The sequence below is a fragment of the Oharaeibacter diazotrophicus genome (genome assembly GCF_004362745.1).
Lineage (GTDB): Bacteria > Pseudomonadota > Alphaproteobacteria > Rhizobiales > Pleomorphomonadaceae > Oharaeibacter > Oharaeibacter diazotrophicus.
In genome coordinates this window covers 215,281-236,151 of record NZ_SNXY01000007.1, presented here as the reverse complement: position 1 = coordinate 236,151, position 20,871 = coordinate 215,281, and the positions used below count along the sequence as shown (strand labels likewise).

Sequence of the window (20,871 nt, the reverse complement as noted above, 5' to 3'; positions counted from 1 at the left end):
CCGCCCCCGGGCGACGCCAAGGTCGACGATGAACGCCAACTTCCGGAACTTCGCCCTGTGGGTCATCATTGGGCTGCTGCTGATCGCCCTGTTCCAGCTCTTCCAGAGCCCGGGGCAGCGTCAGGCGTCCAACGACATCGCCTTCTCGAAGTTCCTCCAGGAAGTCGAGCAGAAGAACGTCCGTGACGTCACGATCATGGACCAGACCATCGTCGGCAGCTACGGCAACGGTCAGACCTTCCAGACCTACGCCCCGCCCGGTGCCAACTACATCGACGCGCTGACGCGCAACGACGTCACCATCAAGGCCAAGCCCGCCACCGAAGGCTTCTCCCTGGTCGGAACGCTGATCTCCTGGCTGCCGATGCTGATCATCTTCGGCCTGTGGATCTTCTTCATGCGCCAGATGCAGGGCGGTGCCGGCGGCAAGGCGATGGGCTTCGGCAAGTCCAAGGCCAAGCTGCTGACCGAGGCCCACGGCCGCGTCACCTTCGAGGACGTCGCCGGCGTCGACGAGGCCAAGGAGGACTTGCAGGAGATCGTCGAGTTCCTGCGCGACCCGCAGAAGTTCCAGCGCCTCGGCGGCCGTATCCCGCGCGGCGTGCTGCTGGTCGGCCCCCCGGGCACCGGCAAGACGCTGATCGCGCGCGCCGTCGCCGGCGAGGCCAACGTGCCCTTCTTCACCATCTCCGGCTCGGACTTCGTCGAGATGTTCGTCGGCGTCGGCGCGTCCCGCGTCCGCGACATGTTCGAGCAGGCCAAGAAGAACGCCCCCTGCATCATCTTCATCGACGAGATCGACGCGGTCGGCCGCCACCGCGGCGCCGGCCTCGGCGGCGGCAACGACGAGCGCGAGCAGACGCTGAACCAGCTGCTCGTCGAGATGGACGGCTTCGAGGCCAACGAGGGCATCATCATCATCGCCGCCACCAACCGGCCGGACGTGCTCGACCCCGCGCTGATGCGCCCGGGCCGCTTCGACCGCCAGATCGTGGTGCCGAACCCCGACATCGTCGGCCGCGAGAAGATCCTGAAGGTCCACGTCCGCAAGGTGCCGCTCGCCCCCGACGTCGACCTGAAGACCCTCGCCCGCGGCACGCCCGGCTTCTCGGGCGCCGACCTGATGAACCTCGTCAACGAGGCCGCGCTGCTCGCCGCGCGCCGCTCCAAGCGGCTGGTGACGAACCAGGAATTCGACGACGCCAAGGACAAGATCATGATGGGCGCCGAGCGCCGCATGGTCATGACCGACGACGAGAAGCGCCTGACGGCCTATCACGAGGCCGGCCACGCCATCGTCGCGCTCAACATGCCGGCCTGCGACCCGATCCACAAGGCGACCATCATCCCGCGCGGCCGGGCGCTCGGCATGGTGCAGTACCTCCCCGAACGCGACCAGGTGTCGATCTCCTACGAGCAGCTGACCAGCCGGCTCGCCATGGCCATGGGCGGCCGCGTCGCCGAGGAGATCTTCTTCGGCGACCACAAGGTCACCTCGGGTGCCCAGTCGGACATCGAGCAGGCGACCCGGATCGCGCGGGCCATGGTGACCCGCTGGGGCTTTTCGCGCGAGCTCGGCACCGTCGCCTACGGCGAGAACCAGGAGGAGGTGTTCCTGGGTCACTCGGTGTCGCGCCAGCAGAACGTCTCCGGCGAGACGATGAAGAAGATCGACAGCGAGATCCGCCGCTTCGTCGAGGAGGGCTACCAGGAGGCCCGCCGCATCGTCACCGAGAAATACGACGACATGGACCGCCTCGCCAAGGCGCTGCTCGAATACGAGACGCTGACCGGCGACGAGATCAAGAACCTGCTCGCCGGCAAGCCGCCGATGCGCGACGCCTTCGACGAGCCGCCGCCGCCGCGCGCCTCGGCGGTGCCGAGCACCCGGCCGAAGCCGAAGGCCGGCGAGGAACCGGGCGGCCCCGGTCTCGAGCCGCAGCCGGGCTGAGTCGCGCGCCGCTTTCCGTCCGACGACCCGAGACCCCGCCGCGGCCCGCCGCCGGCGGGGTCTCCCGTTCGGGCGCCCCTGCCGACGGGGTGCCCGTTCCGGCGCCCCCGCCGAGATCCCCGCGTTTCCGGGGGTGGAGGCCGAAAAAAGTGGTCCGACGCCGAAAAAAATGAGGCGCGCCGGGCCAAAGCCTGATAACGGAATGCCACCGTCCCGCACTTGGGTTCCACACCGAAGCGCCGGCGACCTCGCCGATCGAGGCAGCCGGGCAGTCATGGGGTTTCATTTGCAAGTTCTCGTCCGCGACAACAACGTCGAACAGGCCCTCCGCGTCCTCAAGAAGAAGCTGCAGCGCGAGGGCATCTTCCGCGAGATGAAGCAGCGCCGCGCCTACGAGAAGCCGTCGGAGCGCAAGACCCGCGAGCACGCCGAGGCCGTCCGCCGCACCAAGAAGGCCGCCCGCAAGCTCGCCCAGCGCGAGGGCCTGATCCCGGCCCCGAAGAAGAAGGTCCGCGAGACCGGCCGTCGTCCGGCCGCTCCGGCCGCGGTGTCCGCCGAGGCGTGACGCCCTTCCCCGCGGCGCCGCCGCGGGACGCTCCTTCCGCGCCTTTCCGACGCCGGCGGTGACGCCGGCGTCGTCGTTTCCGGCGATCGCCCCGCGCGCGCCGCGGCCCGCGCGAAAAATCGCTTTCGCCACGGTCGGCCCCGCGCCACCCTTCGCGTCCTCGGGGGGACGAGGAGGGTCACCGGTGCTCTACGCCATTCTCTGCTACGATTCCGAAGACGTCGTCGGCTCCTGGACCAAGGAGGAGGACGACGCCGTGCTCGCCAAGCTCGTGGTGGTGCAGGAGCGCATCGCCGCCGAGGGCCGGCTCGGGCCGGTGGTCCGCCTGCTGCCGACCACGGCGGCGACCACGATCCGCAAGGGCCGCGAGCCGCTGGTGCTCGACGGCCCCTTCGCCGAGACCAAGGAACAGCTGCTCGGCTTCTACGTCGTCGAGTGCCGCGACCTCGACCACGCCATCGACACCGCCCGCGACTTCGCCCGCGCGTCGAGTTCCGCCGGCGCCTACGAGGTCCGGCCGATCTCGATCTTCCGCGGCGGGGAGCCGGCGTCGTGACCGACCCGGCCTTCGTGGACACCGCCCTGATCGGTGCCCGGCCGCAGGTGATGGCGGCGCTGCTGCGCTGGTTCCGCGACCTCGACACCGCCGAGGAAGCCTATCAGGAGGCCTGCCTGCGCGCGCTGTCGAGCTGGCCGCGCAACGGCCCGCCGCGCGACCCGGCGGCCTGGCTGATCTTCGTCGGCCGCAACGCCGGCGTCGACCGCGTCCGCCGCGTCGCCCGCGAGACGGCGCTGCCCGACGACGACGCCCTCGTCTCCGAGGTCGGCGACGCCGAGACCGCGCTCGCCGACCGCATCGACGCCGACGCCTATCGCGACGACGTGCTCAGGCTGATGTTCGTCTGCTGCCACCCTGCCCTGCCCGCGACCCAGCAGATCGCGCTGGCGCTGCGCGTCGTCGCCGGCCTGACCGTGCCGGAGATCGCCCGCGCCTTCCTGGTCGGCGAGAGCGCGATGGAGCAGCGCATCACCCGCGCCAAGGCCCGCATCGCCGGCGCCGACGTGCCCTTCGAGACGCCCGGCGCGGTCGAACGCGCCGAGCGCCTCGCCGCGGTCGCGGCCATGCTCTACCTGACCTTCAACGAGGGCTATTCGGCCGGTCCCGCCGAAACGTCGGTGCGCGCGCCGCTCGCCGACGAGGCGATCCGCCTGACGCGGCTGCTGCTGCGGCTGTTCCCGGCCGAGCCGGAGATCATGGGCCTGCTCGCCCTGATGCTGTTGACCTCGGCGCGCGCGCCGGCGCGTTTCTCGCCGGACGGCGCCGCGATCCCGCTCGACGCCCAGGACCGCTCGCTGTGGTCGCGCCGGCTGATCGAGGAGGGCGTCGCCCTCGCCGAGAAGGGCCTGCGCCACCGCCGCCCCGGACCCTACCTGATCCAGGCCGCGATCGCCGGCGTGCACGCCCGCGCGGCCACCGCCGCCGCCACCGACTGGCGCGAGATCGAGGCGCTCTACGCCATCCTGGAGCGGCTGGAGCCCTCGCCGGTGGTGACGCTGAACCGGGCGGTGGCGGTGGCGCGCGTCGACGGACCGGGGGCTGCGCTCGCCATGGTCGACCCGCTCGCCGGCCGGCTCGACGGCTATTTCTATTTCCATGGTGCCCGCGGCCGCTTCCTCGCCGACCTCGGCCGGCCCGGCGAGGCCCGCGCCGCCTTCGGCCGGGCGATCGGCCTCGCCCGCACCGCCGCCGAGGCCGCGCACATCCGCGCCGAACTCGACCGTCTCGGCGACGGCGCGGCGCCGCACTGATTTCCCGGCGCCCGGATGTCGGCCGCGGCCGGGGCCGCGCGTCCTCGCCGAGGGGCGCACCGGAGGACGGGCCTGCCGCCCGCGATCGAGGAGGAAGCGATGTCCGAACCCGACCAGAATCCCATGGCCGACGCCGCCGCGATCGCGGCGAAGGCGCCCGCCCCCGGCGGCCTGACGCCCTATCTCAGCCTCTCCGACGCCGCCGCGGCTTCGGCCTTCTACCAGACGGCCTTCGCCGCCGAGGAGGCGATCCGGATCCCCGGGCCGGACGGCAAGCGGCTGATCCACTGCCACCTGACGATCAACGGCGCCCATCTCTTCGTCAACGACGCCTTCCCCGACTTCGGTCACCCGCTCGAGGAGCCGAAGGGCTACGCGCTCCACCTCGCCGTCGACCACGTCCAGCCGTGGTTCGACCGGGCTATCGCCGCCGGCTGCACCGCGGTGACGCCGCCGCGCCGCGAGTTCTGGGGCGACTGGTTCGCCCAACTGCGCGATCCATTCGGCGTTTCCTGGTCGATCGGCGGCAAGGAACCCTGAACGGCCGCGGTCTCGACGCCACGGGTCAGCCGGCGGCGGCTTCCGCGAGCGCCACCGCCCGCGCCCTGACGGCCGCGCCGGCGAGGACGCAGACCGCGAGCACAGCCGCCGCCACCGCGAAGCCGTCGACGATCGGCAGGCCGAGGCCGGCGGTCGCCGCCGGGATCGCGATCGGCCCGAGGGTCATGGCGAGGTCGGTCGCGGTGCGGAACAGCCCCATCACCCGCCCGGTCGCCTCGCGCGGCGCGCCCTTCAGCGCCACCGCACCGGCGGCCGGGATCATAGCGCCGGTCGCGGTCATCAGGAGGACGGTGCCGGCCCAGAGCACCGGCACGGTCTCGACGACGGTCATGAGCGCGAGGCCGGCGAGCGCGATCGCCGCGGCGGCGACCGTGGTGCGCTCGGCGCCCCAGCCGTCGATCAGGCGGGCCGCGATCGGCTGGGTCAGGAAGTTGGCGAGCGTGGCGACGCCGACGATCCAGCCGAGATGCGAGGAGGTCAGCGCGAGGTCGCCGGTCGCCACCGCCGGCACCACGTTCCAGCCGGCACCGACCCGGGCGAAGAAAGCCGCGAAGCCCATCGCCGCGCCGGCGACCAGCGAGGCCGTCAGATAGGACCGGCCGCTCGGGCGCGCACCCGGCCGGGTCGCCGCGCCGCCCTGGGGCAGCACCACGGCGGCGCCGAGGGCGAGGAAGGCGAGCACCGCCTCGACCACGAAGGGCGAGGTCGCGCCGAAGCGATCGACCAGGAAGCCGCCGAGCACCGGCCCGATGCCCATGGCGAGCAGCAGCGCGCCCTGGAACCACGCCATCGCCGCGCCGCGCCGCTCCGGGCCGGCGGCGAGCACCAGCGCGGTCATCGCCGTGGTCGAGAAGATCGCCGAGCCGACACCCTGGAGGAACAGCGACAGCACCAGCATCGGCAGCCCGAGGTCGACGCCGCCGGCCGCCGCGCCCGCGGCGAGGATCATCAAGCCGACGATGGCGGTCGGCGCGATGCCCATGCGGTCGGCCATGATGCCGGCGGGCAGGTTGGTCAAGAGCCGCGCGACGCCGAAGGACGACACCAGCGCCCCCGCGGCGAAGGCGCCGCCGGCGTCGGCGGTGAGATGCGGCAGCGCCGGCACCAGCATGCCGATCCCGAGCATGGTGGCGAAGGTGGCGGCGGCCACGGGAACGGCGACGGGGAGAAACGACTTGCGATCCATGGTATGAGCCCATACATCGAGTTTGCCTGAAATCATACTAGACGGTCCAGTATGGGAATTCAACCGGACACGCGCCGGAGCGGCCGCCGTCGCAGCGAGGAGAAGCGCGAGCGCATCCTCGACGCCGCCGCGGCCGTTTTCCTGGAGGACGGCTTCGCGGCCAGCATGGACCGCGTCGCCCGCCTCGCCGACGTCTCCAAGCAGACCCTCTACAGCCATTTCGAGAGCAAGGAGGGCCTCTACCGCGCCATGGCCGAGCGGCTGCGCTGGAAGATGCAGGACCGGATCGACCCGGCGAAGCCGGTGCTCGACAATCTCGAGATGTTCGGCCGCGCCTTCCGTGCCAAGGTCATGGCCCCGGAGACGGTGGCGATGCACCGCCAGTTGGTCGGGCAGGCGACCCAGTTCCCCGAACTCGCCGCCCTCCACGACGAGCACGGCCCGCTGCGTTCGCTGCGCCTGCTCGGCGCCGCCATCGAGGCCGCCATGGACCGCGGCGAGATCCGCCGCGACGATCCGTTGATCGCGGCCGAGCAGTTCATCGCGCTCTGCCAGGGCCTCGTCCGCCACCGCCTGATGTTCGGCACCGCGGCGACGCCGACCGAGGCCGAGAACGAGACCGCTGTGGCGCGCGCCGTAGATGTCTTTATGCGCGCCTATCGGCCCGAACCCGAGCGGGCCTGAGCAACGCACCCGCGAAAGGTGTATGCTGCACCGCCGTCCAATTCCTCGGACGGTTCCGAGGGGGGAACGCCGTGACCGCCAGCCGTCCCGTCAGGTCCTTCGTCCGCACCGTGATGCCGCTCGGTGGGGACGTCTCGCAGTGGTTCGACATCCTGCGCAACTTCGGCAACTTCGCCGGCGCGCGGATCGGCCTCTTCAACATCGACCTCGGCCTCTCCCGCAATCCGGCGGTGGAACAGGCCGTGCTCGACGAGGTTGGCAGCTACGGCCGCCAGATCGGCCGGCTCACCGAGGCGCTCGTCGTCGTGCTCGACGCCTTCGAGCCGAAGCGGCCGCTCACCCCCGCGGAGGCGACGGCGATCGACGACCTCCGCCTGATGGCCGCCCACGTCGAGGCGATCAAGCGCCGCGAGGCCGACGACGCCGCCTGACGGGCCGATCGGTTGCGAAGAACCCGACTCAGCCGTCCTGGAACTGCAGCCGCGCGAGGCGGGCGTAGAGGCCGTCGGCGGCGACCAGCGCCTCGTGGGTGCCCTCCTCGACGATCCGGCCGCCGTCCATCACCAGGATGCGGTCGGCGCCGACCACGGTGGCGAGCCGGTGCGCGATCACCAGCGTGGTACGGGTGCGCGACAGCCGGTCGAGCGCGTCCTGGACGAGGCGCTCGCTCTCGGCGTCGAGCGCCGAGGTCGCCTCGTCGAGCAGCAGGATCGGGGCGTCGCGCAGGATGGCGCGGGCGATCGCGATGCGCTGGCGCTGACCGCCCGAGAGCGTGACGCCACGCTCGCCGAGCACGGCGTCCCAGCCGCCGGGCAGCGCCGCGACGAAGCCGTCGGCGTGGGCGGCGCGCGCGGCCGCCTCGATCGCCTCGATGCTCGCGTCCGGACGGCCGAAGGCGACGTTTTCGCGGGCGCTGCCGGCGAAGATCACCGGATCCTGCGGGACGAGGGCGAGGCGGGCGCGCACCGCGGCCGGGTCGGCGGCGCGGACGTCGACGCCGTCGACCAGGATGCGCCCGGCGCCGGGGTCGTAGAAGCGCAGCACCAGCTGGAACAGCGTCGACTTGCCGGCGCCGGACGGGCCGACGATCGCCACCGTCTCGCCGGCCCGGACCGCGAAGGAGACGTCGGCGAGGGTCGCGACGTCGGGCCGGCCGGGATAGGCGAAGGAGACGTTCTCGAACCGGATCTCGCCGCGCGCCGGCTCCGGCAGCGGCTCGGGCCGCGCCGGGGCGGCGACCGCCGGCTCGACCGCGAGGATCTCGGTCAGTCGCTCGGCGGCGCCGGCCGCCGCGGCGATCTCGCCCCAGACCTGGCTGAGTTCGCCGAGCGCGCCGGCGGCGAACACGGCGTAGAGCACGAACTGGCCGAGGGTGCCGGCCGAGATCCGGCCGGCGAGGACGTCGTGGGCGCCGATCCACAGCACGGCGACCACGCTCGCGAACACCAGGAAGATCGCCACGAAGGTCAGCACGCCGCGGGTGCGCACCTGGGTGCGCGCGGCGAGGAAGGCGTCCTCGACGGCGGCGGCGAAGCGGGCGGTGGCGGTGGTCTCGGAGGTGTAGGCCTGGACCGTGCGCACCGCACCGATCGTCTCCTGGGCGAAGGCGCTCGCCTCGGCGAGCGTGTCCTGCGCCGCCCGCGAACGCCGCCGCACCACCCGGCCGAAGGCGACCAGCGGCAGCACGATCAGCGGGATCGCGGCGAGCACGATCGCCGAATGGCGCGGGCTCGTCACCACCATCATGGCGACGGCGCCGAGGAACAGCACGAGGTTGCGCAGCGCCAGCGAGGCGGAGGCGCCGGCGGCCGACTTGATCTGCGTGGTGTCGGCGGTCAGCCGCGACACGATCTCGCCCGAGCGCGCCTCGTCGAAGAACACCGGCGAGAGCCGCATCAGGTGCGCGAACACCGCGGCGCGGACGTCGGCGACGACGCGCTCGCCGAGGGTCATGACGAGGTAATAGCGCAGCGCCGACGCGACCGAGAGCCACAGCACCACTCCGATCAGGAGGCCGAAGGTGAGGTTGATGTTCTCGGCGTCGGCGGCGGTGAAGCCGTGGTCGATCATGGCGCGGACCGCGACCGGCACCACCAGCGTCGCCGCCGAGGCCGCCACCAGCGCCGCCAGCGCCCCGGCCGCCCGGCCCTTGTAGCGCATCACGAAGGGCAGCAGCCCCGCCAGCGGCCGCAGCGAGCGCCGATCGCGCGCCGCGCCGCCGCCTTCTCCCGTCCCGGTCCGATCGCTCACGCGTCCGCCTCGTCCGTGTTTAGAGCCGCGCCCTGTCAACCACGGTCCGGCGCCGGCCGCAAGGCCGTGGAAGCCGCGGGTTTCCGCCATTCCGGTCTTGTTCGGCGAGCCCCGTTGCTGTATAGGCGCCGACGGCGGTCTTCCCGGGGTCGCCGGCCCTTTCCGGGCCGGTCGAGCACCCTCGTCCGAAGGCGGCAAGGACAAACAATCGGGCCTTCACGTGCGGTTCGCATCCCCACGGTCGGCACCGCGCACCGGCGTGTGCGACAGACGCGAAGGACAGGACCATGAAGCAGGGCATCCATCCCGACTACCACACCATCAAGGTGGTGATGACCGACGGTACCGAGTTCGTCACCCGCTCGTGCTACGGCGTCGAGGGCGAGACGCTGAACCTCGACATCGACCCGAAGGTCCACCCGGCCTGGACCGGCGGCACCCAGCAGCTGATGGACCGTGGCGGTCGCGTGTCGCGCTTCAACTCGAAGTTCGGCGGCCTGTTCGGCAAGTGATCGCGGACCCGCGCGCCGTCCCGACACCGGTCGACGGCGCGACGGATGCGGCGGCACGACGGCCCGAAAACGAAGAAGCCCCGGTCGCCCGGGGCTTTTTTCTTTACGGTGACCCGAAGCAGGCGGCTGCGCCGCCCGCGCTCACACGTCCATCGGACGAGCGCCGAAGGCGTCGGCGAGGCGGCCGAGCTCGCGGGCGAGCGGGTTCAGCGAGACCGGCGGGGTCTTCGGCGCGTAGATCACGCCGTCAAGGTGGCGGACGCGGTCCTGCAGGCGCAGCGAGCGCTCGATCAGGGAGCGCAGGGCCTCGGGCAGTTCGGTCCATGCCGGCCCTTCGCGCGACATCGCCGGGCTGTCGAGCCGCACCTTGTTCTTCTCGGAATTGGCTTGGTCGATGGTGAGCTCGCCGTCGTTGACCGCACGCTGCAGCAGCAGCCAGGACGCCACCTGCATCAGCCGCGTGGTCAGCCGCATCGATTCCGTGGTGTAGCCGAGCGTGCCGGCGCGGCCGAGGTTGCGTCCCTCGGTGCGGCCGGGGCCGTCGAGATAGGCGGCGGTCTCCTCGACGAGGGCCATGCCCTCGCGGAACAGCTCGCGGAAGGTCTCCGACGTCGCGAAGCGCTCGCCGAAGGCGATCGGGCGCACGGTCTCGAAGGGGGTCTCGGCGGACGACTCGCTCATCACACGGCCTCTCGTTCGGCGGCGCCCGCAGCGCGGGGACCCGGCCCGATCATTCGACGTTCCGAACCGGGACGGCCCGGTCCGCATCCGCGACGATCCTCGCAACGGCCGTGCCAGAACGGTGCCGCCGTGCACCGTCCGAGCGGTAGCACGCGAGCGACCTGGAAAAAAGAGCCGCGCATGGCGCGGCTCTGCGAAGTTAACAGGGAGGCGTCAAAAAGAGTGACAGGAGCCACTCGAAGATCCAGAAGACTGGACGACCATAGAATGGCCCGTCGTGGTTAACATCCGGTAAAGGCGAAGACCGTCGACGACACGGATGGTCCCGGAGCGGCACAGTCGTCGCCGTGCCGGGGGCCGCCCGCGGCCCGCTCAGAACTTGAACACGGCCTCGGCCGCGGCCCGGCTGGCGTCCTTGACGCGGCGCGCCGTACCGAGCCGCTCGATCTCCGCCTCGAGCAGCGCGACACGCCGGTCGATCTCGTCGACCGACAGCGCCGAGAGATCCTCGCCGACCGTGTGCACGACCTTGCGCAGCGGCTCGTCCGGTTCGATCGCCATCGCGCGCTCCTCTCGAAGGTTCCGCTCTGCCGCGATGATAGGCCCGCTTCACCGCGGGCACAAACCGTCCTATGCCGGGGCACGCCCGGACGCGACGCCCCGACGCGGCGCCGCGACGCAGACCCGAGGAGACGAGACGTGGCCGAGCTTCCCGCCGAGATGACCGCCGTCGAGATCACCGCCCCCGGCGGACCGGAGGTGCTGAAGCCGACCCGCCGGCCGGTGCCGGTGCCGCGCCCGCGCGAGATCCTGGTCCGCGTCGAGGCTGCCGGCGTCAACCGGCCCGACGCGCTGCAGCGCGCCGGCGCCTATCCGCCGCCGCCGGGCGCGTCCGACATCCCCGGCCTCGAGGTCGCCGGCACGGTGGTCGCCGCCGGCGCCGAGGTGGCGCGCTGGGCCGTCGGCGACCGCGTCACCGCCCTCGTCTCCGGCGGCGGCTACGCCGAATACTGCGCCGTCGACGCCGGCAGCGCCCTCTCCTGGCCGGCCGGATACGACGCCGTCCGCGCCGCCGCCCTGCCCGAGACCTTCTTCACCGTCTGGTCCAACGTGTTCGACCGCGGCGGCCTGAAGCCGGGCGAGGCGCTGCTGGTTCACGGCGGCACCAGCGGCATCGGCACGGTGGCGATCCAGCTCGCCAAGGCCTTCGGCGCGACGGTGGTCGCCACCGCCGGCACCGCCGAGAAGTGCCAAGTCTGCCGTGACCTCGGCGCCGACGTCGCGGTCAACTACCGCGACGAGGATTTCGTCGCCGCCACCAAGGCGGCCACCGGCGGCCGCGGCGCCGACGTCATCCTCGACATGGTCGGCGGCGACTACGTCGGCCGCAACTACGAGGCCGCCGCCGTCGAGGGCCGCATCGTCCAGATCGCCTTCCTGCGCGGCTCGAAGACGACGGTGGACTTCACCCGGCTGATGCTGAAGCGCCTCGTCCACACCGGCTCGACGTTGCGCGCCCGCGACACCGCCTTCAAGGCCGGCCTCGCCGCCGCGCTCGAGGACAAGGTCTGGCCGCTGCTCGCCGCCGGCCGGCTCGCCCCGGTGATCGACGCCGTGCTGCCGCTCGCCGACGCGGCCCGGGCGCACGCGCTGCTCGAGGCCGACCACGTCGGCAAGATCATGCTGACACCGTGAGCCGGCGCGGCGGAATCCCACGCGTTTCCGCCGCCGTTTCGTTGCGGATCGCGCCGAGAGGCGCTATATGGAGCGTCATCCCCAGTCATCGCTAGACGAGACGACGGGCCGCCGGCGAGGAGCCGGCGGACCAACGAGAAGGATGTATCCGATGTCGACCGCTCCCCTCATGCCGAAGGCGACGGCCGTCTGGCTGGTCGAGAACACCGCGCTGTCGTTCGATCAGATCGCCGCCTTCTGCAAGCTGCACCCGCTCGAGGTGAAGGCGATCGCCGACGGCGAGTCGGCCCAGGGCATCAAGGGCCTCGACCCGGTGCTGACCGGCCAGCTCACCCGCGAGGAGATCCAGCGCGCCGAGCGCAACACCGAGATGCGCCTGAAGCTCGCCGACCCCAAGGTGCGCGTGCCCGAGGCCAAGCGGCGCGGGCCCCGCTACACCCCGGTGTCGCGGCGCCAGGACCGGCCGAACGCCATCCTCTGGCTGGTGCGCAACCATCCCGAACTCAAGGACGCGCAGATCATGCGCCTCGTCGGCACCACCAAGTCGACGATCGCCCAGATCCGCGACCGCACCCACTGGAATTCGGCCAGCCTGACGCCGATGGACCCGGTGACCCTCGGCCTCTGCTCGCAGCTCGAGCTCGACCTCGAGGTCGAGAAGGCCGCCAAGGCCAATCCGGAGAAGGTGCTGGAGCAGGCCCCGACCCTGCTGCCCGTCGAGGAGACCACGTCGGACGACGCCCTCGCCGGCTTCCGCGCCGGCCCGTCGTCGCGCCACGACGAGGACGAGCTCGACGCCGAGGCGGTGTTCGCCAAGCTGAAGTCGATGACCCGCAAGCCCGACGAAGACGAGGACGAGGGATACTGATCTCCCGTCGGACGAGGTCCCGCCCCGTCGGGACCTCGCGGCGTGCCGGCCTGTCGGCCGGCGCCCCCCTCCCCCCGACACGGGACGCGCGAAACGACGAAGGCCGCCGGGTCGACCCCGGCGGCCTTCGTCGTTTCGGATCGGACCGGCGGGCGCGGTCAGCGCATCGCCAGATCCGACGAGCGGCTGAAGCGCATCACCTGCAGCCGCGGCAGCGCCGAGCCGGTGAAGCGGGTCGCCTTGACGTCGCCGCCGTAGGGCTGCGGCGCGAAGGTGGCGACGACGACCATGGTCGGCGCCTCGAACAGCGCGCCCATGCGGCGCTGGTCGGGGTGGACGAACTGGGCGAACACGCCCCAGTAGGCCGACTGGGCGCCGTCGTAGATCGGCAGGTCCGCGGCGGCCGGCGCGGCGGCGGCGTCGACCAGCGGATCGGCCTTGCCGTCGAGACCCGCGGCGAGCGGCAGCGCGGCCAGCGGATCGGCCTGACCGGACGACAGGCCACGGGTCGCGGCCGGCGGCGGCGGCGTCAGCGCCGCCATCCGGATCGGCGGGCGCGGCGGCGCGGCGGCGGCTCCGGCATCCTCCGACGCCGGCGCGTAGCCGAGCGCGGTGGCGGAACCGGCACGGACCGACGGATCGTGGGCGACCTCGGCCAGCGCGAGCTGGGCGTTGGCCGGCTCGGCGGCGACCGCGGGCGCGGCCGGCGGCGTCCGGGCCTCGACCGTCGGCAGCGACGGGCGGACGTCCGGCAGGGCGGCGAGCACCGGGGCGGCGTCGGCGACGACGACCGGTTCGGGCAGTATCTCGGAGCGGCTCGGCGGCGGCAGCGGCGCCTCGAGAGCGGCGACCTCGAGCAGCGGCGGCAGGTCCGGACGCGACGTCGGCAGCGGGGCGGCGGCCAGCACAGCCTCGACCTCGGCCGGCGCGGGCGTCTCGGCCGGCGGCGTCGCGGCGGCGAGCGTGGTCGGGGCGACCGGTTCCGGACGCTCGGGCGCCGGCGACGGCTTCGGCACGGCGGCCATCAGCACCGGCGGCGCGACGGGCGCGAGCGCCGGCGGCGGCGTCTCGGGGGCCGGAGCGGTGCGCACGACGGCGGCGGGCGGCGCGGCCTTGGCCGGCGGCGCGACCTTGGCGGGCTTGGCCGGCCGGGCCGGGGCGTCGCCCTCGCCCGAGGCGGCGCCGACCTCTTCCGACGCGTCCTCCTCGTCGCCGCCGAACAGCATGGCGAGCAGGCCGCCCTTGCGCGGCGCCGAGGTCTCGGCGACCGAGATCGGCCGGGAGCTGCCGCCGCGCTTCAGCTCGGCGAGCGCCTGCTGGTAGCCGGCGAGCGGCCGGCCGTCGGACGGCAGGTGGACGGTCTTGCCGTCGGGGAACAGGCGGACGAGCTGGGTGCGCGTCATGCGCGGCCAGGCACGGACATTGCCGACGTCGATGTGCACGAACGGGCTGCCGGAGGTCGGATACCAGCCGACGCCGCCGTGCTGCATCTGGACGCCGATCTCGCGCAGCCGGTTGATGGACACGCCGGGGATGAACATGTCCATCGCCTTGCCCATCGTGTGCTGGCTGTGCTTGGCGACGCCGCTCGACCGGGTCCGGAGCATCTCGTTGGTGGCGAGCGAGCGATAGCCGCAGACCACGTGGATCGGCTGCGAGGCGCCCGAGCGCTGGTAGAGTTCCCACACCGTGTCGAACAGGCGGGGATCCATCTTCACCTGCTCGTTCCGGCGCCAGTCGCGCAGGAAGTGGTTGAGCTCGGCGAGCGCGGACGGGATGTACTTGCCGTTCTTCTTGAAGGTGATCGTCAGGCGTTCGCGCGTATGGGCGTTGTAGAGGTCCAGGGTGCGCGTCTCGGCGGACGCGGGCGCCGAGGTGGCGACGATCAGCGTCGCCATGGCGCCGGCCAGGACCCCCACCATGCGGCGGGCCTTCGACGACGGCGCGGAGCCGCCGGAAGGGAGGGTCTCGACGGCCCGGGTGCCCCCGTGCGCGTGGCCGCGGAGCGGCCGATCGGACCCGTGCGTTGCGAATGTCTTTTCCAAGCGTTCCTGCCTGATGTCAGGGTTGTCGCTCCAGCCCACGACGCATCTTCGCGCGGAACCATTAAGCAACGGTTTACCGTAAACCCGTCCTTCACCCCCTTCGCCTTCGGTGCCGTGCGGCCCCCGCGCACGTCGTCCGGCGAGGCGGACATTAGCCGCGTCCGCGTCCGTCGCCAAGAGCGCATTCGTTTGGGCTTGAAAGTGACTTTTTCGCGACACTGTCGCCGTCTGGTCCGACGATCGGCGCACGATTCGGGCGATCGTCGCCGTTCCGGACGACGATCCCGCGCGAAATCGTCGTTCCGGCCTGTTGTTTCGCGGTGCGGCAGCGCACCGCCGTCCACGGAAAAACGAACGGCCGCCCGTGCGACAGGCACGGGCGGCCGAGGGCGGCAGTTCGATCGGGGACCGCTCAGGTCGAGACGCCGAGCGCGGCCTTGAGCTTGCGGACGTGGCCGTAGAGGTCGTCGCGCAGGGTCAGCTTGCCGGTGTCGTCGACGGAGGCGGTGAAATAGGCGATGTGGACCTTCAGGTGATGGGCGAGGTTCACCCGGCGCTCCGGGCCGCCGTAGAGCGATTCAACCCGCTCGACAGTCCACTCCGGATCGCCCTGCAGGACGGCACCGGCGAAGGCGGTGGGATCGTCGACGCGGACGCAGCCGTGGCTGAAGGCACGGACGTCGCGCTGGAACAGCGCCCGCGACGGCGTGTCGTGCAGGTAGACCGCGTGCTGGTTGGGGAACATGAACTTGATGTGGCCGAGGGCGTTGGCCTCGCCCGGCGTCTGGCGGATGCCGACCGCCTTCACCGCATTCTCGTCCCACACCACGGTGGCCGGATCGATCACCTGGCCCTCCCAGACGACCTCGTAACCGTGCCGGGCCATGTAGCCGGCCGGATCCGCCTTGATCGCGGGGAGCATCTCCTTGATCTTGATGGATTCCGGCACGTTCCAATAGGGATTGACGACGAGATACTCCATCTCGTCGGAGAAGATCGGCGTCTGGTTGGTCACCTTGCCGACGACCACGCGGGTCTCGTGGATCCGCACGCCGTCGCGCACGACGTGGACCATGAACTCCGGCACGTTGACGAAGACGTGGTCGCGACCGAGGTCGCGCGGCATCCAGCGCCACATCTCCATGTTGGCGACGATCTCGCCCTCCTCGTCGCGCGGGCCGCCGTTCAGGACCGACAGCGTGCGCGCACCGACGATGCCGTCGGCGGTCAGGCCGTTCTCGGCCTGGAACGACTTGACCGCGTCGATCAGCGGCTGGTCGTAGACCTCGTCGGTGGAGGAGGCCAGCGCGGCCTCGACGGTGGCCACCAGCTCGTCGTCGCCGTTGGAGGCCGTCTGCGTTTCCGGCAGGCTGCCGGTGACGAGCTCCGGCGCCGGGATGCCGAAGCGCTCGCGCAGCGCCGGCACGCGGGCGTCGCGCATGCCGGGCTTCAGCGTCGGCCCCTCGGCGATCGGCGCGTGGGCGACCGGCGTCTCCTGGCGGGCGCGGACCTCGGCGAGCTTGGCCTTCAGCCGGCGGAATTCCTCGTGCGGCGGATCGAAACCGTCGAGCGCGGCGGCGACGTCGGTCGCGGCCTCGACGGTGGCGAGCGCGGTGCGCGCGTCGATCGCCGGCGGCGTCCGGGTGATGTCCTTGGAGATCTTCTGCGGCGAGACCCGTCCGCCGGAGGCCTCGCGGGCGAAGCGGGCGACCGCCGCGGTGAGGCCCACGTCGACGGCGGCGAGCCGGTCCGGCGTCGCGCCGACGAGGGCGGCGGCGTCGGGCAGCGCGTAGGCGGAGGGGTCGAGTCCGTCCTCGGCGGCGCGGGCGATCCGGGCGACGACGGCGTCGGCGCGCTCGGTCAGCCGGCCGTCGGCGACCCACATCGGCTCGAAGGCGCGCGCGCCGTACCACGCGAGGATGGCGGCACGGTCCTTGGCGGCGACGCCGGCGAGCGCATCGGGCGCGGTCAGGAGGGCGCGCAGGGCCGCGGCGCCCGAATCGGCGGCCGCCGGCGGCAGAGCCTCGGCGACCGGGGCGGCCTCAGTCGCGACCGGCGCGGCGGCGGCCGCGGGATCGACCACGGCGGGGGACGGATCGACCGGCTCGACCGCGAACGGATCCTGCACGGACTGGTCCTGGGCGTGGACGAGAGTCGCCGCGAACGGGGACAGCGCCGTTCCGGAGGCGAGTGCCAGCGCCATCAGGCGCCGCTTCAAGGCCTGCATCGTCATCTCCACCGCACCCGGCTCCGACCCGGTCCCACCTCGGGAAGGTGGGGCCCCTCCCGATCCGATACGGGACGCCGAAACCATTTGTTCTCGATGAGCCCGAAACTTGGCAAGCGTCGGGCCATGGGGTCACATCGATTCGATCCCGCCGTTACTCGGCGGCCACACCGGCTTCCTCGTCCGCCCCCGCGAGCCCGTATTCCTTGAGCTTGCGGTAGAGGGTCGACCGGCCGATCCCGAGCCGGCGTGCCACCTCGGCCATGCGGCCGTTGTAGTGGTCGATGGCGAGCCGGATCATCTCCTCCTCGATCGCCGTCAACGGCCGGACGTGGCCGTCGTCGGCGAGCGAACGCAGGAAGCCGAAGGGCGCCGGATCGGCGCCGCCCTGGCGCGGCACCGCGACGCCGATGAAGTCGTCGACCGGCGCCGACACCGCGGCGGGCGCCGGGGCCGCGGGCGCGGGCGCCTCGAAAGCGGGCGCGACCGGCGACGCGTCGTCGCCCTCGACCCGGCGCACCGCCGAGACGTGGCCGACCTGCGCGGCGATCTGCGGGAATTCCTCGACGGTGAGTTCGGCGGCGTCGGCGAGCACGACCGCGCGGAACACCGCGTTCTCGAGCTGACGGATGTTGCCTGGCCAGTGGTAGGCCTGCAGCATGGCGAGCGCGTCCGGCCGGATCCCGACCACCCGGCGCTTGCCCTCCTCGGCGGCGTAGCGGGCGACGAAATGCGCCACCAGCGCCGGGATGTCCTCGCGGCGCTCGCGCAGCGGCGGCACGAAGATCGGGAACACGTTGAGACGGTAGTAGAGGTCCTCGCGGAAGCGGCTCTCGCGCACCATGTCGACGAGGCGGCGGTTGGTGGCCGAGACGAGGCGGAAGTCGACCTTGACCGGCCGGCGCGCCCCGACCGGGTCGATCTCGCCCTCCTGGATCGCCCGGAGCAGCTGGACCTGGGTGTCGAGCGGCAGTTCGCCGACCTCGTCGAGGAACAACGTGCCGCCGTTCGCCTCCTGGAACTTGCCGACGTGCTTGTCGACGGCACCGGTGAAGGCGCCCTTCTCGTGGCCGAACAGTGTGCTCTGGACGAGGTTCTCCGGGATCGCGCCGCAGTTGACCGTGACGAAGGCCTTCGAGCGCCGCTCCGAGGTGCCCTGGATCGCCCGCGCGACCAGTTCCTTGCCGACGCCCGATTCGCCTTCGATCAGGATCGGGATGTTGGAGGCGGCGGCGCGCTCGCCGAGGCGGATCACGCGGGCCATCTCCGGGCTCTTGGTGACGATGTCGCGGAAGGTCAGCGCGCCCGTCGGCACCTGCCCCTTCTGGCGCGCCTCGCCCTCGAGGGCGGTCACCTTGAGCGCGTTCTGCACCGCGACCTGGAGCCGCTCCAGCCCGACCGGCTTGACGATGAAGTCGAAGGCGCCGGCGCGCATGGCGCCGACGACGGTCTCGATGCCGCCGCGCGAGGTCTGCACGATCACCGGCAGGCCGAGGCCGAGCCGGGTGGTGCGCTCCAGCACCGCCATGCCGTCGACGCCGGGCATCACGAGGTCGAGGACGACGAGGTCGAAGCCGCCGGCGTCGGGCCCGGACAGCAGCCGGATCGCCGCCTCGCCGCCGTCGGCCGTGACCGCCTCGTGGCCGAGGCGCCGCACCGCCTCCTCGAGCAGGCGACGCTGGATCGGATCGTCGTCGACGATGAGGATGCGACCGGACATGCGGGCCCTGGCGTTCGGGGCGGCGGGACGGGGCGGAATTCGGGCGGACCGACCGCCGGGCGATCTGTCTCAATTCGGGTCATGCTGCGTCGGGTCCGGTAAATGCCGGATTAATCGCGCGCGCCCATGGCCCGTTGATCCCCGGCGGCGTCGACCGATATGGAAGGGCCGAGAGATTTCCTCCGACCGGAGACACCCCGCCGATGCCCGCTTCCCCCGCCGCCACCGCGGACGCCCTCGGCGCCCTGCCCGAGTGGGACCTCGCGGCCCTCTACCCCGCGCCCGATTCGCCGGAGGTCGCCGCCGACCTCGCCCGCATCCGCGGCGACGCCGAGGCCTTCGCGGCGCGCTGGCGCGGCACCCTCGCCGGCCACGCGAACCCCGCCGGCGCCGGCGCGCTCGCCGAGGCGGTCGCCGCCTACGAGGCGATCCAGGAGCGGCTCGGCCGGCTGATGTCCTACGCCGGCCTGCTCTACGCCGGCGACACCACCGATCCGAAGCGCGCGAAGTTCTACGGCGACGTCCAGGGCAAGGTCACGGACGCCTCCTCGCAGCTGCTGTTCTTCGAGCTCGAGCTCAACCGGCTCGACGACGCCGCCCTCGACGCGGCGATCGCCGCCGATCCGGCGCTCGGCCGCTACCGGCCGTGGCTGACCGACATCCGGCTCGAACGGCCGCACCAGCTCGAGGACCGCATCGAAGAGCTGTTCCACGAGAAGTCGATCACCGGCTACTCCGCCTGGAACCGCCTGTTCGACGAGACCATCGCCGGCCTGCGCTTCGACGTGGACGGCGAGGAACTGACGATCGAGCCGACCCTGCACCTGCTGCAGGAGCCCGACGAGGCCCGCCGCAAGGCGGCGTCGGAGGCGCTCGCCCGCACCTTCGGGCAGAATCTGCGGGTGTTCGCGCTGATCACCAACGTCCTCGCCAAGGACAAGGAGATCTCCGACCGCTGGCGCGGCTTCGCCGACATCGCCGACAGCCGCCACCTCGCCAACCGGGTCGAGCGCGAGGTCGTCGACGCCCTGGTCGCCGCCGTCCGCGACGCCTATCCGCGGCTGTCGCACCGCTACTACGCCCTCAAGGCGAAGTGGATGGGCAAGGAAACGCTCGCCACCTGGGACCGCAACGCCCCGCTGCCGGGCGCGGTCACTCGCACGGTGCCGTGGGACGAGGCGCGCGAGACCGTGCTGTCGGCCTACGGCGCCTTCTCCCCGCGCATGGCCGAGATCGCCGGACGCTTCTTCGCCGAGAACTGGATCGACGCCCCGACCCGTCCGGGCAAGGCGCCCGGCGCCTTCGCCCACCCGACCGTGCCCTCGGCCCATCCCTTCGTGCTGGTCAACTACCTCGGCCGCACCCGCGACGTGATGACCCTCGCCCACGAACTCGGCCACGGCGTCCACCAGGTGCTCGCCGGCCGCCAGGGCGCGCTGATGGCGCCGACGCCGCTGACGCTGGCCGAGACCGCCTCGGTCTTCGGGGAGATGCTGACCTTCAAGGCGCTGCTGAAGGCCGCCCGCACCCCGGCGGAGCGCCGCACCCTGCTCGCCGGCAAGGTCGAGGACATGATCAACACGGTGGTCCGCCAGATCGCCTTCTATACGTTCGAGCGCAAGGTCCACACCGCCCGGCGCGAGGGCGAGCTGACGGCCGAGCAGCTCGGCGAGATCTGGCTGTCGGTGCAGGGCGAGAGCCTCGGGCCGGCGATCGAGATCGGTCCGGGCTACGAGACCTTCTGGACCTACATCCCGCACTTCGTCCACTCGCCCTTCTACGTCTACGCCTACGCCTTCGGCGACTGCCTCGTGAACTCGCTCTACGCCGTGTTCGAGAAGGCCGAGCCGGGCTTCCAGGACAAGTATTTCGCCCTGCTCGAGGCCGGCGGCACCCGGCACCATTCCGAGCTGCTCGCCCCCTTCGGCCTCGACGCCACCGACCCCGGCTTCTGGGGCATGGGCCTCTCGGTGATCGAGCGCCTGATCGACGAACTGGAAGCGATGGAGGCCTGATCCCCTCCGGCGGCGTCCCGACCGACCGCCGGGGCGCCGTCGGACGACTTCGTTCCAACGAACGTTGGTACGCCGCCGCGACCCGTGTTATACGTTCCGTCG

18 protein-coding genes are annotated in these 20,871 nt (G+C 72.3%); 11 read left to right on the top strand and 7 right to left on the bottom strand.

Annotation, left to right across the window (positions count from 1 at the left end; translation table 11 throughout):
- Nucleotides 1–28: 28 nt before the first annotated feature.
- From ftsH to EDD54_RS09580, 5 genes are all read left to right on the top strand, one after another.
- Complete coding sequence (gene ftsH / locus EDD54_RS09600) at nt 29–1,951, top strand: ATP-dependent zinc metalloprotease FtsH (RefSeq protein WP_133673992.1); 1,923 nt, start codon at nt 29–31, stop codon at nt 1,949–1,951.
- Between the two features lie 286 nt (nt 1,952–2,237).
- Entirely contained in the window at nt 2,238–2,516 is a 279-nt protein-coding gene (gene rpsU, locus EDD54_RS09595; protein WP_207620559.1) for a 30S ribosomal protein S21, read from the top strand.
- Nucleotides 2,517–2,700: 184 nt separating this feature from the next.
- Nucleotides 2,701–3,072 carry a YciI family protein gene (locus tag EDD54_RS09590; RefSeq protein ID WP_126540959.1) on the top strand — a complete coding sequence of 124 codons (372 nt, stop codon included), beginning with the start codon at nt 2,701–2,703 and terminating at the stop codon, nt 3,070–3,072.
- A complete protein-coding gene (locus EDD54_RS09585; RefSeq protein WP_126540958.1) occupies nt 3,069–4,325 on the top strand; it encodes an RNA polymerase sigma factor in 1,257 nt (418 codons plus the stop codon). Before EDD54_RS09590 ends, EDD54_RS09585 begins: the two co-directional genes overlap by 4 nt.
- 99 nt (nt 4,326–4,424) lie before the next feature.
- Nucleotides 4,425–4,865, top strand: coding sequence for a VOC family protein (locus EDD54_RS09580; protein WP_207620492.1), 441 nt, complete (start codon nt 4,425–4,427; stop codon nt 4,863–4,865).
- 25 nt (nt 4,866–4,890) lie between these two features.
- Here EDD54_RS09580 and EDD54_RS09575 read toward each other — a convergent pair whose 3' ends face one another.
- On the bottom strand, nt 4,891–6,072 hold the full coding sequence (locus tag EDD54_RS09575) for an MFS transporter (protein ID WP_165644691.1): 1,182 nt from the start codon (nt 6,070–6,072) through the stop codon (nt 4,891–4,893).
- 51 nt (nt 6,073–6,123) lie between these two features.
- On the opposite strand from EDD54_RS09575, the gene EDD54_RS09570 reads away from it, so the two are divergent.
- Both EDD54_RS09570 and EDD54_RS09565 read left to right on the top strand, forming a co-directional pair.
- Nucleotides 6,124–6,756 (top strand): TetR/AcrR family transcriptional regulator, encoded by a 633-nt coding sequence (locus tag EDD54_RS09570; RefSeq protein WP_126540956.1) that lies wholly within the window; start codon nt 6,124–6,126, stop codon nt 6,754–6,756.
- A gap of 71 nt (nt 6,757–6,827) precedes the next feature.
- Nucleotides 6,828–7,187, top strand: coding sequence for a hypothetical protein (locus tag EDD54_RS09565; protein WP_207620493.1), 360 nt, complete (start codon nt 6,828–6,830; stop codon nt 7,185–7,187).
- A gap of 28 nt (nt 7,188–7,215) precedes the next feature.
- Here the strand turns inward: EDD54_RS09565 and EDD54_RS09560 are convergent, their stop codons facing one another.
- A complete protein-coding gene (locus tag EDD54_RS09560) occupies nt 7,216–9,006 on the bottom strand; it encodes an ABC transporter transmembrane domain-containing protein (RefSeq protein WP_245515714.1) in 1,791 nt (596 codons plus the stop codon).
- Nucleotides 9,007–9,293: 287 nt separating this feature from the next.
- Between EDD54_RS09560 and rpmE the strand changes: the two genes are divergently transcribed.
- Nucleotides 9,294–9,518, top strand: a complete 225-nt coding sequence (rpmE, locus tag EDD54_RS09555; protein ID WP_126540954.1) for a 50S ribosomal protein L31 — start codon at nt 9,294–9,296, stop codon at nt 9,516–9,518.
- Between the two features lie 141 nt (nt 9,519–9,659).
- On the opposite strand, the gene rcdA is transcribed toward rpmE, so the two are convergent.
- Together rcdA and EDD54_RS09545 are read right to left on the bottom strand one after the other, a co-directional pair.
- Entirely contained in the window at nt 9,660–10,199 is a 540-nt protein-coding gene (rcdA, locus tag EDD54_RS09550; protein WP_126540953.1) for a protease adaptor protein RcdA, read from the bottom strand.
- Nucleotides 10,200–10,571: 372 nt separating this feature from the next.
- On the bottom strand, nt 10,572–10,760 hold the full coding sequence (locus EDD54_RS09545; protein ID WP_126540952.1) for a DUF1192 domain-containing protein: 189 nt from the start codon (nt 10,758–10,760) through the stop codon (nt 10,572–10,574).
- 159 nt (nt 10,761–10,919) lie between these two features.
- Between EDD54_RS09545 and EDD54_RS09540 the strand changes: the two genes are divergently transcribed.
- Nucleotides 10,920–11,894, top strand: a complete 975-nt coding sequence (locus EDD54_RS09540; RefSeq protein WP_126541933.1) for an NAD(P)H-quinone oxidoreductase — start codon at nt 10,920–10,922, stop codon at nt 11,892–11,894.
- A gap of 151 nt (nt 11,895–12,045) precedes the next feature.
- A complete protein-coding gene (locus EDD54_RS09535; protein ID WP_126540951.1) occupies nt 12,046–12,762 on the top strand; it encodes a DUF1013 domain-containing protein in 717 nt (238 codons plus the stop codon).
- Between the two features lie 158 nt (nt 12,763–12,920).
- On the opposite strand, the gene mepK is transcribed toward EDD54_RS09535, so the two are convergent.
- The 3 genes from mepK to EDD54_RS09520 form a co-directional block, all read right to left on the bottom strand.
- The gene (mepK, locus tag EDD54_RS23190; protein WP_126540950.1) at nt 12,921–14,684 is read right to left on the bottom strand and encodes a peptidoglycan L,D-endopeptidase MepK; all 1,764 of its coding nucleotides are present in this window, start codon (nt 14,682–14,684) and stop codon (nt 12,921–12,923) included.
- A gap of 535 nt (nt 14,685–15,219) precedes the next feature.
- Nucleotides 15,220–17,034, bottom strand: coding sequence for a L,D-transpeptidase family protein (locus tag EDD54_RS09525; protein WP_126540949.1), 1,815 nt, complete (start codon nt 17,032–17,034; stop codon nt 15,220–15,222).
- A 154-nt stretch (nt 17,035–17,188) separates the two neighbouring features.
- Complete coding sequence (locus EDD54_RS09520; protein ID WP_126540948.1) at nt 17,189–18,754, bottom strand: sigma-54-dependent transcriptional regulator; 1,566 nt, start codon at nt 18,752–18,754, stop codon at nt 17,189–17,191.
- A 203-nt stretch (nt 18,755–18,957) separates the two neighbouring features.
- Here EDD54_RS09520 and EDD54_RS09515 point away from each other — a divergent pair, with 203 nt between their 5' ends.
- Complete coding sequence (locus tag EDD54_RS09515) at nt 18,958–20,769, top strand: M3 family oligoendopeptidase (protein WP_126540947.1); 1,812 nt, start codon at nt 18,958–18,960, stop codon at nt 20,767–20,769.
- The last annotated feature ends 102 nt before the right edge of the window (nt 20,770–20,871 follow it).